Genomic DNA, 18,344 nt, shown 5'->3' on the forward strand with positions numbered 1-18,344 from the left:
CCTATAATGCCTGCGCCTCAATACCTTCGGGGGAGACCGTCCGCATGCAGTACGAATACCTGTTCTGGTCCATGGCCGCGATGGTGGCGGCGGCGCTGGCAGGCGGGTCGCTGTGCGGCCGCCTGGGTTCCGTCAAGCGGGTCCTGCTGGGGGTTGCCGCGCTGGCCGTTGCGGTGGGCGTGGCGGTGTTCCTGCTTTCCCGCCACGGCGGCTTCAGCGAGCTGTCGGCGATGCTGTCGATCGCCGCCTTCATGTTCAGCCTGGTGATCGGCGCCGCCGCGTCGCTGCTCACGCGGCGCATACTCTTGCGCCGCTGAGCGCTGCGCGCCTTATTCTTCGGCGTCGAAATCCTCGTCTTCGTCGTCTTCATCCTGTTCCAGGGCGTCGTAGCCCTTCCAGGTGATGCGCCAGCGCGTCGCGCCCGCGGTGGCAGCCGTTTCACTGATCTGCTTGACCAGGCCCGCGTCTTCCAGCAGGTCGAGGTGATGCGCAATCAGCTGCAGCCCTTGCTCTTCGGGATGCGGCGCCAGGGCCACGTTCTTGATGTCGTGCGTGCTCAGGTTGGGGCCGGGGGCGTCGCGCAGGGCGCCCAGGATAGTGACGACCAAGTCGAAATCGCGTTGCATGTTGTCCACCATTCGTTGGGGTAAAAGACAAGCCGACGATAGCAGAGATCGATTGCCGCGAAGCGACAGGCGCTGCAGCCGGGTTACAGTCCAGGGTTCTCGATAACCGATACATGCAGATTCCATGAAGAAACCCGCAGAGCGCGATTGCCTCGCGCTGATCCCAGGCTACACGGGCCAGGCCGCCAAGCTCTTTCTCACGCGCAGCGAGGACGGCCGCATCGAAGGCGTGACCGTGTTCGATCTGCTTGGCCATATCAAGCTGCAGGGCAATGCGGACGCGGCGGCGGCGTGGGTCGGCGACTGGCTCGCCCAGGAGGCCGGCAACCGCAAGGCCCGCCGCACGCAGCTGCTGGCCCAGATGTTCGTCTGCAAGCTCGCCGGCGAGGAGAAGGACCGCTTCCTGACGGCGCAGAAGCCGCTGGTCCGGGTCCTGGCCGACGCCGGGGTGCGGACCCGTTCCGTCGCCGCCACTTCCGGCGCCGCGCGGCAGTCGCTTGGTCCTACTGTCAAGAAGCATTAGCCCAAGGCTGTTATAGTCGCGCCTGGGCGTGCGAGTGCACCTGCAAGGTGCGTGCCCAGGCGGGCAACGCCCGCAAGTCAAGGAAGAGTGATCATGGAAATAGTAAGTCGGCAAGTCGCCGACGTAGCGGGCGGCGTCGAGCTGCACACCACGCTGGATGGCGAGAGCATCAGCGTCTACGTCCTGGAAGGCGTGACGGATCTCAATGCGATCGCAGACATCGTGCCGCGTGAAAAAGTCGAAGCAGGGGCTGACATACACGCCTCTAGTGTCGACAATGTTGATAATGCGCAAGAACAGATCGACCAAGTCCTGGAGAATATGAATCCCGGCGACGTGGCGGTTTTCCTTTGCTCGGGCCCCGATGCTTTCGGCGCGGCGCTCGATCTGCTGGGTTTACCTATCGACGAGTAAGCCTGGCGGCAAACCAAAGTGCTAGCCCGAACGGCGTATGAAGAAATCCTCGTACGCGGGCAGGCGGCATTTATATAAGCCTAGATTGTTTTTTTATGATGCGTGGGTGTAAACACCTATGCAGGACTTCTTATTGCCTATGAAAATGTGTGGAATCCGCGTGCAGTTTCTCTTTGTTGCATTATTGGCACGCATTTTTTAGGATTATGTTGACTTGTGAGGGGAACCTAACGATAGTGTCGGCACACGATCACAAGCGTTGCGATTTTCGTTCAGTGCCGTGCCTTTTCCGGCTCAGCGTTATTGTTCTACTGTCCCCTCCTTGATTGATTCGTGACCTCCGGGCATTTGCCCATTATCTCTAGGAAATACAGTATGGAAACCGGCGTCGTTAAGTGGTTCAACTCGGAAAAGGGCTATGGCTTCATCACTCCGGAAGCGGGTGGTAAGGATCTGTTCGCTCACTTCTCCGAAATTCAGGGCTCGGGCTTCAAGTCTCTGGAAGAGAACCAGCGCGTCAGCTTTGTGACGGCCAACGGCCCCAAGGGCCCGCAAGCTACGAAGATCCAGGTCCTGTAAGGGTCTGAGTTTTCGATAGAAGCCCCCTCGTGGGGCTTTTTTGTTTTCTGCCGCAGCGTTCCTAAATATGGAAAGTATCGCTGCGCTTGTGTTATCTCAGGGTAATCCCTAGATCGCTTTATTCAGGTTTCCGAATCGCACTCGATTCATCCATTCGGTGTATGGATCCTAATACGGTGCGCGTCTCTGTTATTGTCGGCCTTGCTTTCGACTTCAGGATACGCGCGCTCATGACTTCTTCCCCCGCCTCCCAGATCGTTCCGCAGCCCCACGAGGTGGTCGCGTTCTGGCGCAATGCCGGTCCGCAGCAATGGTTCAGCAAGAGCGCGGACTTCGACGCAGCCTTCCGCACCCGTTTTGAGGCCGCCCACATGGCTGCGGCGGCCCGGCAGCTGGATGCATGGCTGGACGACGCCACCGGCGCCTTGGCGCTGATGGTTCTGTTGGACCAGTTCCCGCGCAACGCCTACCGGGATACCGCGCACATGTTCGCCACCGACCCATTGGCCCAGTACTTCGCCGACCGGGCCATTGCGGCCGGCCATGATCTGGGAGTGGATCCGCAACTGCGCCAGTTTTTCTACCTGCCCTTCGAGCACGCGGAGAACCTTGCCGCGCAAAACCGCGCGGTGGCTTTGATGGAGACATTGGACGCCGACTCGCTGCGCTGGGCGGTCCTGCATCGCGACATCGTCAAGCGCTTTGGGCGCTTTCCCCATCGCAACGCCGCGCTGGGGCGGCAAACCACCCAGGCAGAGCAGGAATTTCTGGATTCCGGCGGGTTCGCAGGATAGGTGGCTGCCGTGCGGCGGGTGGTTTCGGGCGCCTGCCGGGCGGCAGGTATCCGCATGTGTCCGCACGTTCCAAGTTGAAAATTCCAGGCCCGTCTGGCGGTCCCAACCCCTCGCCAGGCTTGCTTCCGCGGCGCTTTGGCGGCGCTCTCGAATTTGCGGATGTTTGACGTTTTTCGGGGTTCGCCAATACACTGGGTTTAGCGAGATTTTCAAGCGACGCGGTCTGCGTTTCACTTGTCGCCGTCAGTGGTACTGCGGTTGCTTCCTCTCCCATCCTTGATGATCTGGCGCCCCGCGAGCAATCGCTTTTTCTAGGTTCAAGGACACTCCATGGCAACCGGCATCGTTAAGTGGTTCAACGCCGAAAAGGGTTATGGTTTCATCATGCCCGATGATGGCAGCAAGGATCTTTTCGCTCACTACTCGGAAATCCGCAGCGAAGGCTACAAGTCGCTGCAGGAGAACCAGCGCGTCACCTTCGAGGTCGGTACCGGCCCCAAGGGACCCAGCGCAAAGAACATCAAGGTAGCGGCCTGACCTTCGCAGGGCAGCGCCCCGGGCCGGCCCGGCGTTCCGCCCAGAAAAAAGCCCCCGCACGCAATGTGCGGGGGCTTTTTTTGTTGCCGGGCTGGCGCGCCTCGGGGGCGCTTCCCGGCGTCAGTGCTTCGCGTGGTTGGCCGGCGGCGTGGCCAGCTTGTCCACCAGCGCAATTCCCAGCGCCGACAGGATGAACAGGGCGTGGATGATGGTCTGCCACATCACGCCGGCCTCGGAGAAGCGCGCGTTGGGCGTGCCCAACGTGCCGGCCTCGATGAACGTGCGCAGCAGGTGGATCGAGGAGATGCCGATGATGGCCATGGCCAGCTTGACCTTGAGCACGCTGGCGTTCACGTGGCTGAGCCATTCCGGCTGGTCCGGGTGGCCTTGCAGTCGCAGGCGCGACACAAAGGTTTCGTAGCCGCCCACGATCACCATGACCAGCAGGTTCGAGATCATTACCACGTCGATCAGGCCCAGCACCAGCAGCATGATCTCCATTTCGCCGAAGCTGCTGGCGTGCGTCACCAGGTGCCACAGCTCCTTCAGGAACAGCATGACGTAGACGCCTTGCGCGACGATCAGGCCCAGGTACAAGGGCAGTTGCAGCCAGCGCGAGCTGAAGATCAGGCTGGGCAGCAAGCCCAGGCGGGGAGGGGTGTTGGAGATCATTTGGGTGCGAGCCCTATGGTGTGTGCGAAAAATGGCGGGCGCAATTCTATCAACGCCGCGTTGCCGCAGATATCAGTTTCTTTGAGGGGCCTCGTCCGAGGGAATACCCGCTAGCACGATTGCGCAAATTCTGTTCGGGTTTTATGTAAGGAAAACTGGCATTTGCGAAACTGTGTGGCGAAACGCTTGGTGCGCATTGGTCGTATATAGAATTGCGGCCTCGTTCGCATAGAGCCAGTAAAGAGGAGTTTGTTCCCATGAAGATCCGCTACACCGTCGCTGCCCTGAGCGTTGCGCTCGCCCCTTTCTCTGCCTCCCAGGCTTTGGACATCGGCGGCCTGGTCGGCGCCGGCAGCAAGGTCGTTCAGGCTGCCACGCTGAGCGATGCCGAGATCAAGACCCTGTCGGACAAGGCTTGCGCGCAGAGCGATTCCCAGGAAAAGATCGCCGCTCCCGGCAGCAAGTACGACGCCCGTCTGCAGAAGATCGCCAAGCAACTGGGCGGCACGGTCAACGGCCAGAAGGCCAGCTACAAGGTCTACGTCACCAAGGACGTCAACGCCTGGGCCATGGCCAACGGCTGCATCCGCGTCTACAGCGGCCTGATGGACATGATGACCGATGACGAAGTGCTGGGCGTGGTGGGCCACGAAATCGGCCACGTCGCGCTGGGCCACAGCAAGAAGGCGATGCAGACCGCCTACACCGTTTCCGCCGCGCGCGACGCCGCCAATGCCGCGGGCGGCGCCACCGTGGCCGCGTTGAACTCCTCGCAGTTGGGCGACCTGACCGAGAAGTTCATCAACGCGCAGTTCTCGCAGTCGCAGGAAAGCGCCGCCGACGATTACTCGTTCGACCAGCTGCAGGCCAAGGGCCTGAACACCCGCGGCCTGGTGACCGCGTTCCAGAAACTGGCCGAACTGGACGGCGGCAAGAGCGACATGATGAGCTCGCACCCGTCCTCGGCCAAGCGCGCGCAGCACATCGAAGAGCGCATCGCCAAGGCCAAGTAAGGCATACTGGCTGGCGTAAATTCTCCCGTCCCGGGTGGAAAACGGGGCGCGAGTATCCGGACTTATCCGGGTGCTCGCGCCCCTTTGCGTCAGGGCGCTGGAAGTTTCCGGTAAAATGCGCCGTTTATCCGCCCGTCATCTCTTTATCTCTCGGAAAATAGGTCTTTTAATGCAGCCTGTGGTTGAAACCCTCTCCGGCCTGGAGCGCCGTGTTGATCTGGCCGTCTCGGTGGCCGACGTCGAAAAGGAAGTCCAGGCGCAATTGAAGCGCGTGGCCCGGACCGCCAAGGTCCCCGGCTTCCGTCCGGGCAAGGCGCCGCTCGCCATGCTCGAGCGCAGCCATGGCCCCGGCATCCGCTACGACGTGATCAATAGCCAAGTTGGCCGTGCCTTTGAACAAGCTGTCGATGGCGCCAAGCTGCGCGTCGCCGGCGCCCCGAACCTCGAGCCCAAGACTGAAGGCGTTGCCGACGACACGCTGGCGTTCACCGCCACGTTCGAGGTCTATCCCGAAGTCGCCGTGCCGGACCTGTCGGCCCTGGCCGTCACCCGCTACGAAACGGCCGTCACCGACGCCGAAGTGCAGCAGACCCTGGACGTCCTGCGCAAGCAGCGCGCGACGTTCGAAGCCCGTGAAGGCCGCGCCTCGCAAGATGGCGACCGCGTCACGCTGGACTTCGCCGGCACCATCGACGGCGTGCCGTTCGAAGGCGGCAAGGCCGAAGCCTTCCCGTTCGTGCTCGGCCAAGGCCGCATGCTGCCCGAATTCGAAGAAGCCGCCCGCGGCCTGAAGGCTGGCGAAAGCAAGGTCTTCCCGCTCAAGTTCCCCGACGACTATCAGGGCAAGGAAGTTGCCGGCAAGACCGCCGAATTCACCATCACCGTCAAGGAAGTGGCTGAAGGCGTGCTGCCCGAGCTGAACGGCGAATTCGCCAAGTCCCTCGGCCAGGCCGAAGGCGACGTCGAAAAGCTGAAGGCCGACATCCGCAGCAACATCGAGCGCGAAGTCAAGGTCCGTTCGGCTGGCCGCACCAAGTCCAGCGTCATGGACGCCCTGGTCGAAGCCGGCAAGTTCGACGTGCCGAAGGCCCTGGTCGACAACGACGTGCAAGGCCGTGTCGCCGCCGCCCGCGAAGAGCTGAAGCAGCGTGGCATCCCCAACGCCGAATCCGTGCCGATCCCGGCCGAAGCCTTCGCCACCGAGTCCGAGCGCCGCGTGCGCCTGGGCCTGCTGGTGTCGGAACTGGTCAAGCAAGCCCAGCTGCAAGCCAAGCCCGAACAAGTCCGTGCGCGTATCGAAGAGTTCGCCGAGAACTACGAACAACCCGCACAGGTTGTCAGCTATTACCTGGCCGACCGCCAGCGTCGTGCTGAAATCGAGGCTATCGTGCTGGAAGACAATGTCGTCGCGCACGTGCTTGAAAAGGCCAAGGTCACCGAAGAGAAGGTGCCTTTCGATCAGTTGATGGGGATGGCGTAACACTATGCAGAGATTCACCGATTTCTATGCGGCAATGAATGGCGGGTCTTCGGTGACCCCCACCGGCCTGGGCTACATTCCCATGGTGATCGAGCAGTCGGGGCGCGGCGAACGCGCCTACGACATCTATTCGCGTCTGCTCCGCGAGCGGCTCATTTTCCTGGTGGGTCCGGTCAACGACGCAACGGCCAACCTGGTCGTGGCGCAGTTGCTGTTCCTGGAATCGGAGAATCCTGACAAGGACATTTCCCTGTACATCAACTCGCCCGGCGGGTCGGTGTATGCGGGAATGGCCATCTTTGACACCATGCAATTCGTCAAGCCGGACGTGTCCACCCTTTGCACCGGCCTGGCGGCCAGCATGGGCGCGTTCCTGCTGGCGGCAGGCAAGAAGGGCAAGCGCTTCACGCTGCCCAACTCGCGCATCATGATCCACCAGCCCTCGGGCGGCGCCCAGGGGCAGGCCTCGGACATCCAGATCCAGGCCCGCGAGATCCTGGACCTGCGTGAACGCCTGAACCGCATCCTGGCCGACAATACCGGCCAGACCATGGAACGCATCGGCATAGACACGGAGCGTGACAACTTCATGTCGGCCGAAGATGCGGTATCGTATGGACTGGTGGACAAGGTTATGACCTCCCGCTCGGAAGGCTGACTTCCCGGTTGACCCGAACCCGCTGCCACCACGTTTGAGTAAGCGCATGCGCTAGGCCTTTAGCCGGCCTGGCGCATCTTTACCTGAGATACGAACATATATGCCTGAAAAAAAGGGATCGGCAGACGCAAAAGTGCTGCATTGCTCGTTTTGCAATAAAAGCCAGCATGAAGTCCGCAAGCTGATCGCGGGTCCGTCGGTATTCATCTGCGATGAATGCATAGATCTGTGCAACGACATCATCCGCGAGGAGGCGCAAGCCACCGCGCGCGCGGCGATTCGTTCCGAACTGCCCACTCCGGCTGAAATCAAGACCTTCCTCGACCAGTACGTCATTGGGCAGAACTCGCCCAAGCGCATGCTGGCCGTGGCCGTCTACAACCATTACAAGCGCATCCGCCACGGCGAGATCAAGGGCGACGAAGTCGAGCTCTCCAAGAGCAACATCATGCTGATCGGCCCCACCGGGTCGGGCAAGACGCTGCTGGCCCAGACGCTGGCGCGCATGTTGAACGTGCCCTTCGTCATGGCCGACGCCACCACGCTGACCGAAGCCGGTTACGTGGGTGAAGACGTCGAGAACATCATTCAGAAGTTGCTGCAGAACTGCAACTACGAAGTAGAGAAGGCGCAGCGCGCCATCATCTACATCGACGAAATCGACAAGATCTCCCGCAAGTCCGACAACCCGTCCATCACCCGCGACGTGTCGGGCGAGGGCGTGCAGCAGGCCTTGCTGAAGCTGATCGAAGGCACTGTCGCCTCGGTGCCCCCGCAGGGCGGCCGCAAGCACCCGAACCAGGACTTCGTCCAGGTCGACACGACCAACATCCTGTTCATCGTGGGCGGCGCCTTCGACGGACTGGAAAAGGTCATCCGCGACCGCACCGAGAAATCGGGCATCGGCTTTTCGGCCTCGGTGCGCGCCAAGTCGGAACGCGGCGTGGGCGAGCTGTTCTCGGAAGTCGAACCCGAAGACCTGATCAAGTTCGGCCTGATCCCCGAGCTGGTCGGCCGTCTGCCGGTGGTCGCCACCCTGGATGAACTGGACGAAGCGGCCCTGGTGCAGATCCTGACCGAGCCCAAGAACGCCTTGCTCAAGCAGTTCCAGAAGCTGTTCGCCATGGAAGGCGCCGAGCTCGACGTGCGTCCCGCCGCCCTGAAGGCGATCGCCCGCAAGGCGCTGCGCCGCAAGACGGGCGCGCGCGGCCTGCGCTCCATCATCGAGCAGGCCCTGCTGGATACCATGTATGACCTGCCCTCCCAGGGCAACGTCAAGCGCGTGGTGCTGGACGAGAACGCGATCGAAGGCGAGGGCAAGCCATTGCTCATCTACGCCGACGAGGACGCGGCTTCAGACAAGCCAGAGCGCGGAGAAGTCCGCGACGCCGCAGCCTGATATTTCAGAAAAGCCCGTTCCTGTAACGGGTTTTTTTGCCTAAGGCGCATTCCCGGGTGCAAACACGCTTTTCCTGCAGGCGCGACGCTTGCATACTGAGGGTGCCGCCCGCGGTTTTTTTAAGCCGTTGGGGGATCCAGGCGCCGAGATCTTGAATTTTCGGCTATTGTTCCCATAACAGACGTAACCGACGTGGATTGTCCGGGTATACCCAGGCCTCCCGTCCCCGATACGCCGAGTCATACCGAGGAACCTCCTATGTCTGCCAGCCAGACCCTGCCTTCCGACCCGATCGACCTGCCCCTGCTCCCACTGCGCGATGTCGTGGTGTTTCCGCACATGGTCATCCCGCTGTTCGTCGGCCGCCCGCGCTCTATCCGCGCGCTCGAGGTTGCGATGGAAGCGGGCAAGAGCATCATGCTGGTGGCCCAGAAATCCGCCGGCAAGGATGACCCCACCCCCGAAGACGTCTACGAGATCGGCTGCGTAGCCGGCATCCTGCAGATGCTCAAGCTGCCCGACGGCACCGTCAAGGTGCTGGTCGAGGGCACCCAGCGCGCCCGCATCAACAGCATCGAAGATGCCGATTCGCATTTCACCTGCCAGGTGTCGCCGATCGAACCGGACGCCATGCAAGGCTCCGAAACCGAAGCCCTGCGCCGCGCCATCGTTGCGCAGTTCGAGCAGTACGTAAAACTGAACAAGAAGATCCCCCCGGAGATCCTGACCTCGCTGGCTGGCATCGATGATGCCGGACGCCTGGCCGACACGATCGCCGCGCATCTTCCCTTGAAGCTCGAGCAGAAGCAGAAGATGCTCGAGATCGTCGGCACCTCCGAGCGCCTCGAAGGCCTGCTCACGCAACTCGAAACCGAAATCGACATCCTCCAGGTCGAAAAGCGGATTCGCGGCCGCGTGAAGAAGCAGATGGAAAAGAGCCAGCGCGACTACTACCTGAATGAGCAGGTCAAGGCCATTCAGAAGGAGTTGGGCGAGGGCGAGGAAGGCGCGGACATCGAAGAGCTCGAAAAGAAGATCATCGCTGCCCACATGCCCAAAGAGGCGCGCAAGAAGGCCGATGCCGAGCTCAAGAAGCTCAAGCTCATGTCGCCCATGTCGGCAGAAGCCACCGTGGTGCGCAACTACATCGATACGCTCATCAACCTCCCCTGGAGGAAGAAGAGCAAGATCAACAATTCCATCAGCAACGCGGAAACGGTGCTGGACAACGACCACTACGGTCTGGAAAAGGTCAAGGAACGGATCCTGGAATACCTTGCCGTGCAACAGCGCGTGGACAAGGTGAAGGCGCCGATCCTGTGCCTGGTCGGCCCTCCGGGCGTCGGCAAGACCTCGCTCGGCCAATCCATCGCCAAGGCGACGAACCGCAAGTTCGTACGCATGGCGCTGGGTGGCGTGCGCGACGAAGCCGAGATCCGCGGCCACCGCCGCACGTACATCGGCTCCATGCCTGGCAAGATCGTCCAGAACATGTCGAAGGTCGGCGTGCGCAATCCCTTGTTCCTGCTCGATGAAATCGACAAGCTGGGCATGGATTTCCGCGGCGATCCCTCGTCGGCGTTGCTCGAAGTGCTGGATCCGGAACAGAACCACACGTTCCAGGACCACTACATCGAAGTCGACTTCGACCTGTCCGACGTCATGTTCGTGGCCACCAGCAACACGCTGAATATTCCGCCGGCGCTGCTGGACCGCATGGAAGTGATCCGTCTGTCGGGTTACACCGAGGAAGAGAAGATCCACATCGCCCGCGACCATCTGCTGCCCAAGCTGATGAAGAACAACGGCGTGAAGGATAGCGAACTCACGGTCGACGACAGCGCGCTGCGCGACATCGTGCGCTACTACACCCGCGAAGCCGGTGTGCGTGCGCTCGAACGCGAAGTGGGCAAGATCTGCCGCAAGGTCATCAAGCAGTTGCTGACCCAGAGCGACCGCGCCAAGGCTGAAGGCAAGGCCGCCGAGGTCAAGCCGGTCAACGTCACGGGCGACAACCTGAGTGAATTCCTGGGCGTGCGCCGTTATGCCTTCGGCATGGCCGAAAAGGAAAACCAGATCGGTCAGGTGACGGGTCTGGCCTGGACGGAAGTCGGCGGCGACCTGCTGACGATCGAAGTCGCGGACATGCCCGGCAAGGGCGTCATCCAACGCACCGGCTCGCTGGGCGACGTGATGAAGGAGTCGGTCGAGGCGGCCCGCACGGTAGTGCGTTCCCGCGCCCGCCGCCTGGGCTTTGCCGACAGCGTGTTCGAGAAGCACGACATGCACGTGCACGTGCCGGAAGGCGCGACGCCCAAGGACGGTCCGTCCGCGGGTATCGCGATCACCACGGCCATGGTGTCGGCCTTGTCGCGCATCCCGGTGCGCGCCGATGTCGCAATGACCGGCGAGATCACGCTGCGCGGCGAGGTCCTGCCCATCGGCGGCCTGAAGGAAAAGCTGCTGGCAGCTCACCGTGGCGGCATCAAGACGGTCTTGATTCCGGAAGAAAACGTCAAGGATTTGGCGGAGATCCCGGACAACGTCAAGAACCATCTCGAGATCGTGCCGGTGCGCTGGATCGACAAGGTGCTGGAACTGGCGCTGGAGCGCCTGCCGGAGCCCCTGGCCGAGGAAGAAGCGGTCAAGGAACCCCTGGTGGCCAAGCCTGCCGAACCGGGTTCGACCGACCCGGTGCTCAAGCACTGATGGAACCGGGAGCGACGCCGCCAGTAAGCGGCGCCCCTCCTGGATGCGGCTTCCAACAAAAAACCCCCGCCAAGAAATTGGCGGGGGTTTTTTTATGCTGCGCAGGCGCAGGAGCTGTTGGTTCCTAGTGCAGCGCGTGCGTGCGGATCAGGCCCACCGCGATGCCTTCCAGCGCGAAATCCTGGCCAGCTTCGACCACGATGGGTTCGAAATCGGGGTTTTCGGGCAGGAGTTCTATGTGGCCGTTCTGGCGTTGCAGGCGCTTGACGGTGACGTCGTCGCCCAGGCGGGCGACCACGATCTGACCATTGCGGGCTTCCGAGGCTTTCTTTACGGCGAGCAGGTCGCCTTCCAGGATGCCAGCGTCGCGCATGCTCATGCCGCGCACCTTGAGCAGGTAGTCGGGCGTCTGGGCGAACAGGTTGGGATCGACGCCGACTTCGCGTTCCACGTGTTCGGCGGCCAGGATGGGGCTGCCCGCAGCGACGCGGCCGACCAGCGGCAGCAGCAATTGGGCCAGGCCCGGCATGGGCAGCGAGCTTTGCGTGGGGGCAGGGGAGGCGTCCTTCAGGCGGATGCCGCGCGACGCGCCGGCGGTCAGCTCGATGGCGCCCTTGCGGGCAAGCGCCTTGAGGTGATCTTCCGCCGCGTTGGGGGATCGGAAACCCAGGGCCAGGGCAATTTCGGCGCGGGTCGGCGGGAAGCCCGTGCGCGTGACGGTCTGCCTGATGAGATCCAGGATTTGTTGTTGGCGATCAGTGAGTTTGCTGGCCATGGCGATGATCCGGTGCTAGCGGACTGTACATATATACAGCGCCATTCTGGGGGACGCAGCGCAAAAAAGCAAGCTCGGGGCGGACCGTCTCAAAGCCAACGTAATGGCAGGCCGCTCAGAATGTCCCGATTGGACGGGCCCGGCGGAACCGGCGGCGCCCGGACGCTGGAAAGCCATGTGCTTGCGGCTCCATGGCGCGGCCGGGCCTGGACGATGCGGCGTCTGTTACTCCGGCTTGATTCCGGCCGTCTCGATGACGCTGCGCCACTTTTGGGTCTCGGATTCGATATAGCCCTGCAATTCGTCCGGGCGGGTGGCTTTGATCGTGACGGCCTTGTCTTCAAGCTTGCGGATGATGTCGGGTTTGGTCAACGTTTTCAGCAAGGCGGCGCTCAGCACCGACAGCCGGTCGGCAGGAATGCCGGCCGGGCCCATGACGCTGACCCAGGCGTCCACGCTCATGTTCTTCACTCCCAGTTCCTCGGCGGTGGGCACGTCGGGCAGTTCCTTGATGCGCGTGCTGCTGGTGATGGCCAGCGCCCGCACTTTGCCCGACTGCACCAGGCTCAGGGCCGCAGGCAGATTGTCGAACCCGAGGTCGACGTGACCACCCATCAGCGCGGTTAACGCCGGCCCGCTGCCCGAGAAGGGAATGTGCTGCATCTTCGCGTCTGTCAGGATCTTGAAGTACTCGCCGGTCATGTGCGGCGATGTGCCAGCCCCGGGGCTGGAGTACGACAACTGCCGCTGCTTTGCGTCGGCGACCAGCGTGCGCAGGTTCTGGTACTTGGAATCGGCATTGACCAGCACCAGATTGGTGTAGAAGCCAACCTCGCCAATCATGGTGAAATCCTTGATAGGGTCGAAATTCAGCTCCTTGCGCAGCAGCGGGTTGATCACGTTGGTGGCTACGGTACCCAGGAAGATGGTGTAGCCGTCGGGTTTGGCGTGCGCGACCGACGAGGCGCCGATAGTGCCGCCAGCGCCGGCCTTGTTTTCGACGACCACGGCCTGTCCCAGTTCACGCGACAGGCCTTCAGCCAATACCCGCGCGACGATATCTGTCGACCCTCCCGGCGGAAACCCGACCACGAAGCGGATGGGCTGCTCCGGAAAGGCTGCGGCCGCGGGGCCGCCCAGCGTGACGGCGAATGCGCAGCTTGTGGCGGCAATCCAGGTCTTGAAATTCATGATCGATGTTCCTCCTGCCGGGTCGCGTTGCGCAAGTCGTCGATGATTCGCCGCTTGTCGATTTTGCCCAGCGTGTTTTTTGGAAAAGACTGCACGATGTGGATGATTTTGGGTGTCCGCACGGACCCCAACTGCTGCTTGCCGTAGTCGATCAGCGCCTGGACGCTGACCGAGCCCGGCCGAATCGGCACGACCGCCATTTCGACGCGTTCGCCCCAGTCGTCGTCGGCATTGCCGAACACCACGCATTCGGCGATACCGGGGTGTTGCGCATAGGCGTTTTCGACGTCAGAGGGATACACATTGAAGCCGCCGCTGATGATGATGTCCTTGCTGCGGCCCTTGATGAACAGGAACCCGCGTTCATCGATGACACCGATGTCTCCGGTGTGGAACCAGCCATCTTTCAGGACGGCCGCGGTCTGTTCGGGCATGTTCAGGTAGCCCGACATCAGCAAGTCGCCGCTGGCGATAATTTCGCCCAGGGTGTTTGGGATTGTGGTCGGGTGGCCGTCGGCGCCAACGACCGCCACCCGCGTCAGGGGGCCGATGCGGCCTGCGCTGCCGAGGTTTTCCGGCAGGGAGCCGGTCGCGCCGTTCATGCCGGCGATGATGACCGGCGCTTCCGTCAGGCCGTAGGTGACGCCCAGCACGGGGCCAAACTCCGCAATCGCCTGCGATTGCAGCGGGGCTGGGCATGGCGCACCGCCATACAGCAGGTTGCGCAGCGCCGGCAGATGGCGCGCAGCGGCGCACTGTGCCTGCACCAGCCGTTGGAGCAGCGTGGGGGGCAGCCAGGTGGACGTCACTCCATGGGTTTCCATCAAGGCGTGCAATTGTTCGGCTGTGGCCTTGCCAGCGATCACCAGGCAGCCCCCGGCATGCAATACCGGCAGCACGAAAGTGCCTGCGCCATGCGTCATCGGTGGAGCCAGCAGGAAGCGTTCCTCGCTGTCGAAACCATATGTCATGGCCAGTGATGCCACCATGGTGTTGATGCAGCGTAGCGACTGCAATACGGCTTTGGGCGCGCCCGACGATCCGCCGGTGAACTTGATGGCGGTCGTTTCGCTCAGATCCGGGTTGGAGCGCGATGGTGACCGGCCCGCGTGTTCACGCACCAGCGTATCGACATGGAGCTGACGGCCCGCGTCGTTGCAGATGCGCAGACCGTGGTAGGAAGCCAGCAGCGCCTCGTATGCCGCGTCGTGCAATACGATGTCGGGCGCGGCCGTCGCCAACTGGCGGGCGATGTCCTGTTCGACCACGGTCGGCGTCAGCGGTACCAGCACGCCGGCGCAGGCGTAGGTGGCCAATATGCCCAGCAGCATCGCGTGCGAATTGCCGGCCAGCGTCGCGATCACTGGACGCGGTTTGCCCGACAGGCGTTGTAGCGCCGCAGCCAGCGCCAGCGTCTGGCCGCGCAGCGCTTCGTAGGTATGGGTGCGGCCGCTAGCCGCATCGATCGCTGCGATGCGGTCCGGGTACCGCATGGCTGCATGCAGGAAGAAATCGACAGGCTGCATGCTAGAGCCTGTTGCTGAGCACCGTGACTACGGCCGCGGCATCTTCGTAGTGCAAGAAGCCGCCGCCGTTTTCGGCCACTGCGGTACGGGCGCCCTGTACCTGGCGCGCGCCGGCCTCATGGCGCAGTTGCGTAACGAGCTCATGGATTTGCACCAATCCCGTCGCGGCGATCGGGTGTCCTTTGGACACCAGGCCGCCCGATACGTTGACGGGTGTGGGACCGCCCAGGCTGGTCGCTCCGCTTTCGGTGTATGGCCCGCCTTGGCCGCGGGCGCAAAGGCCCAGATTCTCGATCTGCAGCAGTTCCGCGAAGCTGGATGCGTCATGCACTTCAGCCAGGTCGATGTCCTGCGGCGTGATCCCGGCCATGGCATAGGCGCGCTTGGCAGCCAGGTGCACGCAATGCCTGTCCATATCGGCGATGTCGCGGATCACCGTGCTGGCCGCGCCGATGCCCGCGACCCTGACGGCCCGTTGCCTGCGCGCGTCTGACAGGGCGCGGCCGCTGGACAACACGATGGCGGCGGCACCGTCGGAAATGGGTGCGCACATGGCGCGCGTCAGTGGCCAGGCGATCTCGGGGGTCGCAAGCACTTCGTCGGTCGACATATCGTTCTGGTATTGGGCCAGCGGGTTCGTGGTCGAGTGCGCGTGGTTCTTGGCTGCCGCACTGGCGATCTGCCGCTGCGTGGTGCCATACGTGCGCATATGCTGGCGCGCCATGGCCGCATAAATGTCCATGAAAAAGCTCTGCGTATTCCAGGCGCCGGGAGAGTTCAGCCGCTGGCGGATGCCGGGGTCGGTCTCCTGCTGGCAGAAGAAATCCCATGTCTGACGCAACAAATGTATGTCGGTGCCGCCGAAGAACGCGTTCATCATCTCGGCCTTCTTGTCCGGATAGAACATCTTTTCCGCGCCTACCACCAAGACCGTGTCGAACATGCCCGATTCGACCGCCATGCAGGCGTTGAACAAGCCGGAACTGCTGCTGGCGCAGGCGTTTTCGATATTGAAGACGGGGATGCCGCTCACCCCCATCGCGTTCAGCGCGCATTGGCCACGGATCGAATTCTGCTTTTCCATTTGGCCTTGGCGCACGTTGGAAAACCACGCCGCCTGCATGTCTTCCAGTCCGTGGCCGCTGTCGGCCAGGGCAGTGTTGACGGCTTGTTCGGTTAATTGCTTGACCGAGAGATCCGGGTGGCGGCCAAGCGGAGTATGGGCGATGCCGGTGATATAGACGTTCATATTGGGCCTAGGCAGCTGATCGATGAGTGGCTCTATTCTGCGTGGCTGGCCGTTCCGCATTAACCCCTGCTTACCCGTTGAAAACAGGATAAAGTTCCGGCATGTGAAACTTTTTTTACCTGGTGTGGATCCGGATGACATGACGCAATCCTCCAGCATCCAGAAAGCGCTGCGAGTGCTGAAAACCGTGCAGCGCCATCACGAGGAAGGTCTGCGGCTCATCGACGTGTGTCGGGAGCAGGGCTTGGAAAAACCGACGGCGCTGCGCCTGTTGCGCGAACTGATGGCGCAGGGACTGGTGGCCCGTAACGCGCGCAGCAAGAAGTACTACCTTGGCGACTATTGCCGGAAACTCGGGGAGTCACTGGCTGCGCAATCGTCGCTGTCCGTACGCTATGGACCTTTGCTGAGGCGCATCTCCGACCGCACCGAAGACGCCAGTTTCCTGGTGATCCTGCAAGACCTGGACACCCTGTGCATTGCTCGGGAAGTGGGTGCGTATCCGATCCAGGCCCTGGCCATCCCGGTCGGCAACCGGCAGCCCATCGGCGTGGGTGCGGGTGGGCTGGCCATGCTGGCGAGCTTCGACGAAGACCTTACGGAGCATTACCTCAACGTCAACAGGGCCCGCTTTCTCAAGTACAAGTCGCTTACGCTGGAGCAGCTGCGCATGCGCATTGCCCGCGCGCGTAAGCGCGGCTATGCCGTGATAGGCAGCCACGCGGTCAGCAAGGTTACGGGCGTGGGCGTCACGCTGATGAACAAGGAAGGCGATGTGCTGGGCGGCATCAGTGTCGCGGCACTGGACAATCGCATGACGCAAAAGCGCCAGGAGGCTGTTGCCCAGATGATCCGCGAAGAGATGAACCGGTTCCTGGACAAGTAAAGCTGCCGCGCGCAACGGGCAGCGCAAAAGAAAACGGGACCCGAAGGTCCCGTTCCTGGCTGCAGGCCCGCATGGGCCTGTGCGCGGTAAACGGCTTTACAGCACGGCCGCGATGCCCTTGGCGACTTTGTCGATGTTGCCGCTGTTCAGCGCGGCGACGCAGATGCGGCCGCTGGAAACGGCATACACGCCATGCTCTTCGCGCAGGCGGTCCACTTGCGCGGCGGTCAGGCCCGAGTACGAGAACATGCCGCGCTGCTTCAGCACGAAGCTGAAGTCCTGCTTGCCGCCGTGTTCCTTGATCTTGTCGACCAGTTGCTTGCGCATCAGGCGGATGCGGTCGCGCATGCCGGCGAGTTCCTCTTCCCACATGGCGAAGAGTTCAGGCGTGTTCAGGACCGTCGACACCACCGTGCCGCCGTGGGTGGGCGGGTTGGAGTAGTTGGTGCGGATCACGCGCTTGAGCTGGCTCAGCACGCGGGTGGCTTCGTCCTTGCTGCCGGCGACGACCGTCAGCGCGCCGACTCGCTCGCCGTACAGCGAGAACGACTTCGAGAACGAGGAGCTGATGAACATGGTCAGGTCCAGGTCGGCGAACATGCGCACGACCGAGGCGTCCTCGGTCAGGCCGTCGCCGAAGCCCTGGTAGGCGATGTCCAGGAACGGGACCAGATGGTTTTCCTTGACGACGGCGGCGATCTGCTTCCACTGGTCGGCGGTGGGGTCCACGCCGGTGGGGTTGTGGCAGCAGGCATGCAGCACGACGACGGTCTTGGCCGGCGCGGCCTTCAGGTCGGCCAGCATGGCGTCGAAGTTCAGGCCGCGGGTAGCGGCGTCGTAGTACGAATAGGTGCCGACTTCGAAACCGGCGCGCTCGAACAGGGCGCGGTGGTTTTCCCAGCTGGGATCGCTGATCAGGACCTTGGAGGTCGGCAGCAGTTGGCGCAGGAAGTCGGCGCCGATCTTCAGCGCGCCGGTGCCGCCCAGGGCCTGGGTGGTCAGCACGCGGCCGGCGGCGGCCAGTGCGGAATCCTTGCCCAGCAGCAGGGCTTGCGCGCCGTTGTTGTAACCGGCGATGCCTTCGATGGGCAGGTAGCCGCGGGCGGCGGCGGCTTCGATGCGGGCGGCTTCGGCCTTGCGAACCGCGCCCAGCAGGGGGATGCGACCCTGATCGTCGTAGTACACGCCCACGCCCAGATTGACTTTACCGGGACGCGTATCAGCGTTGAATTGTTCGTTCAGGCCAAGAATGGGGTCGCGCGGGGCGAGTTCGACGGAATCGAAAAGGGTGCTCATGGGAGTCTGATGAGGTG

At 62.6% G+C, this 18,344-nt stretch carries 19 protein-coding genes; 12 read left to right on the forward strand and 7 right to left on the reverse strand.

Annotated elements, in window-relative coordinates; all coding sequences use genetic code 11:
* Positions 1 to 44 precede the first annotated feature (44 nt).
* A complete protein-coding gene (locus IAG39_RS12840; protein ID WP_059373576.1) occupies positions 45 to 317 on the forward strand; it encodes a hypothetical protein in 273 nt (90 codons plus the stop codon).
* 12 nt (positions 318 to 329) lie between these two features.
* On the opposite strand, the gene IAG39_RS12845 is transcribed toward IAG39_RS12840, so the two are convergent.
* On the reverse strand, positions 330 to 626 hold the full coding sequence (locus tag IAG39_RS12845) for a DUF2513 domain-containing protein (protein ID WP_059373680.1): 297 nt from the start codon (positions 624 to 626) through the stop codon (positions 330 to 332).
* Between the two features lie 124 nt (positions 627 to 750).
* On the opposite strand from IAG39_RS12845, the gene IAG39_RS12850 reads away from it, so the two are divergent.
* The 5 genes from IAG39_RS12850 (at position 751) to IAG39_RS12870 (ending at position 3,473) form a co-directional block, all read left to right on the forward strand.
* A complete protein-coding gene (locus tag IAG39_RS12850) occupies positions 751 to 1,149 on the forward strand; it encodes a hypothetical protein (protein WP_118932693.1) in 399 nt (132 codons plus the stop codon).
* A 93-nt stretch (positions 1,150 to 1,242) separates the two neighbouring features.
* The gene (locus IAG39_RS12855; RefSeq protein ID WP_059373572.1) at positions 1,243 to 1,563 is read left to right on the forward strand and encodes a hypothetical protein; all 321 of its coding nucleotides are present in this window, start codon (positions 1,243 to 1,245) and stop codon (positions 1,561 to 1,563) included.
* A gap of 375 nt (positions 1,564 to 1,938) precedes the next feature.
* On the forward strand, positions 1,939 to 2,142 hold the full coding sequence (locus IAG39_RS12860) for a cold-shock protein (RefSeq protein ID WP_006220190.1): 204 nt from the start codon (positions 1,939 to 1,941) through the stop codon (positions 2,140 to 2,142).
* 230 nt (positions 2,143 to 2,372) lie between these two features.
* Positions 2,373 to 2,936 (forward strand): DUF924 family protein, encoded by a 564-nt coding sequence (locus tag IAG39_RS12865; protein ID WP_118932692.1) that lies wholly within the window; start codon positions 2,373 to 2,375, stop codon positions 2,934 to 2,936.
* Positions 2,937 to 3,266: 330 nt separating this feature from the next.
* Positions 3,267 to 3,473, forward strand: a complete 207-nt coding sequence (locus IAG39_RS12870; RefSeq protein WP_006225311.1) for a cold-shock protein — start codon at positions 3,267 to 3,269, stop codon at positions 3,471 to 3,473.
* A gap of 120 nt (positions 3,474 to 3,593) precedes the next feature.
* Here IAG39_RS12870 and IAG39_RS12875 read toward each other — a convergent pair whose 3' ends face one another.
* Positions 3,594 to 4,145 carry a TIGR00645 family protein gene (locus tag IAG39_RS12875; RefSeq protein WP_059373569.1) on the reverse strand — a complete coding sequence of 184 codons (552 nt, stop codon included), beginning with the start codon at positions 4,143 to 4,145 and terminating at the stop codon, positions 3,594 to 3,596.
* A 257-nt stretch (positions 4,146 to 4,402) separates the two neighbouring features.
* Here IAG39_RS12875 and IAG39_RS12880 point away from each other — a divergent pair, with 257 nt between their 5' ends.
* From IAG39_RS12880 to lon, 5 genes are all read left to right on the forward strand, one after another.
* Positions 4,403 to 5,158 (forward strand): M48 family metalloprotease, encoded by a 756-nt coding sequence (locus tag IAG39_RS12880; RefSeq protein WP_059373567.1) that lies wholly within the window; start codon positions 4,403 to 4,405, stop codon positions 5,156 to 5,158.
* 169 nt (positions 5,159 to 5,327) lie between these two features.
* The gene (gene tig / locus IAG39_RS12885; RefSeq protein WP_059373566.1) at positions 5,328 to 6,638 is read left to right on the forward strand and encodes a trigger factor; all 1,311 of its coding nucleotides are present in this window, start codon (positions 5,328 to 5,330) and stop codon (positions 6,636 to 6,638) included.
* A 4-nt stretch (positions 6,639 to 6,642) separates the two neighbouring features.
* On the forward strand, positions 6,643 to 7,296 hold the full coding sequence (gene clpP / locus IAG39_RS12890) for an ATP-dependent Clp endopeptidase proteolytic subunit ClpP (protein WP_054456095.1): 654 nt from the start codon (positions 6,643 to 6,645) through the stop codon (positions 7,294 to 7,296).
* 100 nt (positions 7,297 to 7,396) lie between these two features.
* Positions 7,397 to 8,695 carry an ATP-dependent Clp protease ATP-binding subunit ClpX gene (gene clpX / locus IAG39_RS12895; protein ID WP_054456097.1) on the forward strand — a complete coding sequence of 433 codons (1,299 nt, stop codon included), beginning with the start codon at positions 7,397 to 7,399 and terminating at the stop codon, positions 8,693 to 8,695.
* A gap of 258 nt (positions 8,696 to 8,953) precedes the next feature.
* The gene (gene lon, locus IAG39_RS12900; RefSeq protein ID WP_059373563.1) at positions 8,954 to 11,404 is read left to right on the forward strand and encodes an endopeptidase La; all 2,451 of its coding nucleotides are present in this window, start codon (positions 8,954 to 8,956) and stop codon (positions 11,402 to 11,404) included.
* Positions 11,405 to 11,528: 124 nt separating this feature from the next.
* On the opposite strand, the gene lexA is transcribed toward lon, so the two are convergent.
* The 4 genes from lexA to IAG39_RS12920 all read right to left on the reverse strand — a co-directional run bounded on the left by lexA (position 11,529) and on the right by IAG39_RS12920 (position 16,286).
* On the reverse strand, positions 11,529 to 12,179 hold the full coding sequence (lexA, locus tag IAG39_RS12905; RefSeq protein WP_118932691.1) for a transcriptional repressor LexA: 651 nt from the start codon (positions 12,177 to 12,179) through the stop codon (positions 11,529 to 11,531).
* A gap of 225 nt (positions 12,180 to 12,404) precedes the next feature.
* Positions 12,405 to 13,370 carry a Bug family tripartite tricarboxylate transporter substrate binding protein gene (locus IAG39_RS12910; RefSeq protein ID WP_059373551.1) on the reverse strand — a complete coding sequence of 322 codons (966 nt, stop codon included), beginning with the start codon at positions 13,368 to 13,370 and terminating at the stop codon, positions 12,405 to 12,407.
* Positions 13,367 to 14,896, reverse strand: coding sequence for a class I adenylate-forming enzyme family protein (locus IAG39_RS12915; protein ID WP_118932690.1), 1,530 nt, complete (start codon positions 14,894 to 14,896; stop codon positions 13,367 to 13,369). The genes IAG39_RS12910 and IAG39_RS12915 overlap by 4 nt, the downstream gene beginning before the upstream one ends.
* A gap of 1 nt (position 14,897) precedes the next feature.
* Positions 14,898 to 16,286 (reverse strand): thiolase family protein, encoded by a 1,389-nt coding sequence (locus IAG39_RS12920; protein ID WP_316253613.1) that lies wholly within the window; start codon positions 16,284 to 16,286, stop codon positions 14,898 to 14,900.
* On the opposite strand from IAG39_RS12920, the gene IAG39_RS12925 reads away from it, so the two are divergent.
* Positions 16,285 to 17,031 carry an IclR family transcriptional regulator gene (locus IAG39_RS12925; protein ID WP_165867838.1) on the forward strand — a complete coding sequence of 249 codons (747 nt, stop codon included), beginning with the start codon at positions 16,285 to 16,287 and terminating at the stop codon, positions 17,029 to 17,031. The genes IAG39_RS12920 and IAG39_RS12925 overlap by 2 nt on opposite strands.
* A gap of 96 nt (positions 17,032 to 17,127) precedes the next feature.
* Here the strand turns inward: IAG39_RS12925 and IAG39_RS12930 are convergent, their stop codons facing one another.
* Positions 17,128 to 18,327, reverse strand: a complete 1,200-nt coding sequence (locus IAG39_RS12930; RefSeq protein WP_118932687.1) for an amino acid aminotransferase — start codon at positions 18,325 to 18,327, stop codon at positions 17,128 to 17,130.
* Between the last annotated feature and the right edge of the window lie 17 nt (positions 18,328 to 18,344).

Source organism: Achromobacter xylosoxidans (genome assembly GCF_014490035.1).
GTDB lineage: Bacteria > Pseudomonadota > Gammaproteobacteria > Burkholderiales > Burkholderiaceae_B > Achromobacter > Achromobacter bronchisepticus_A.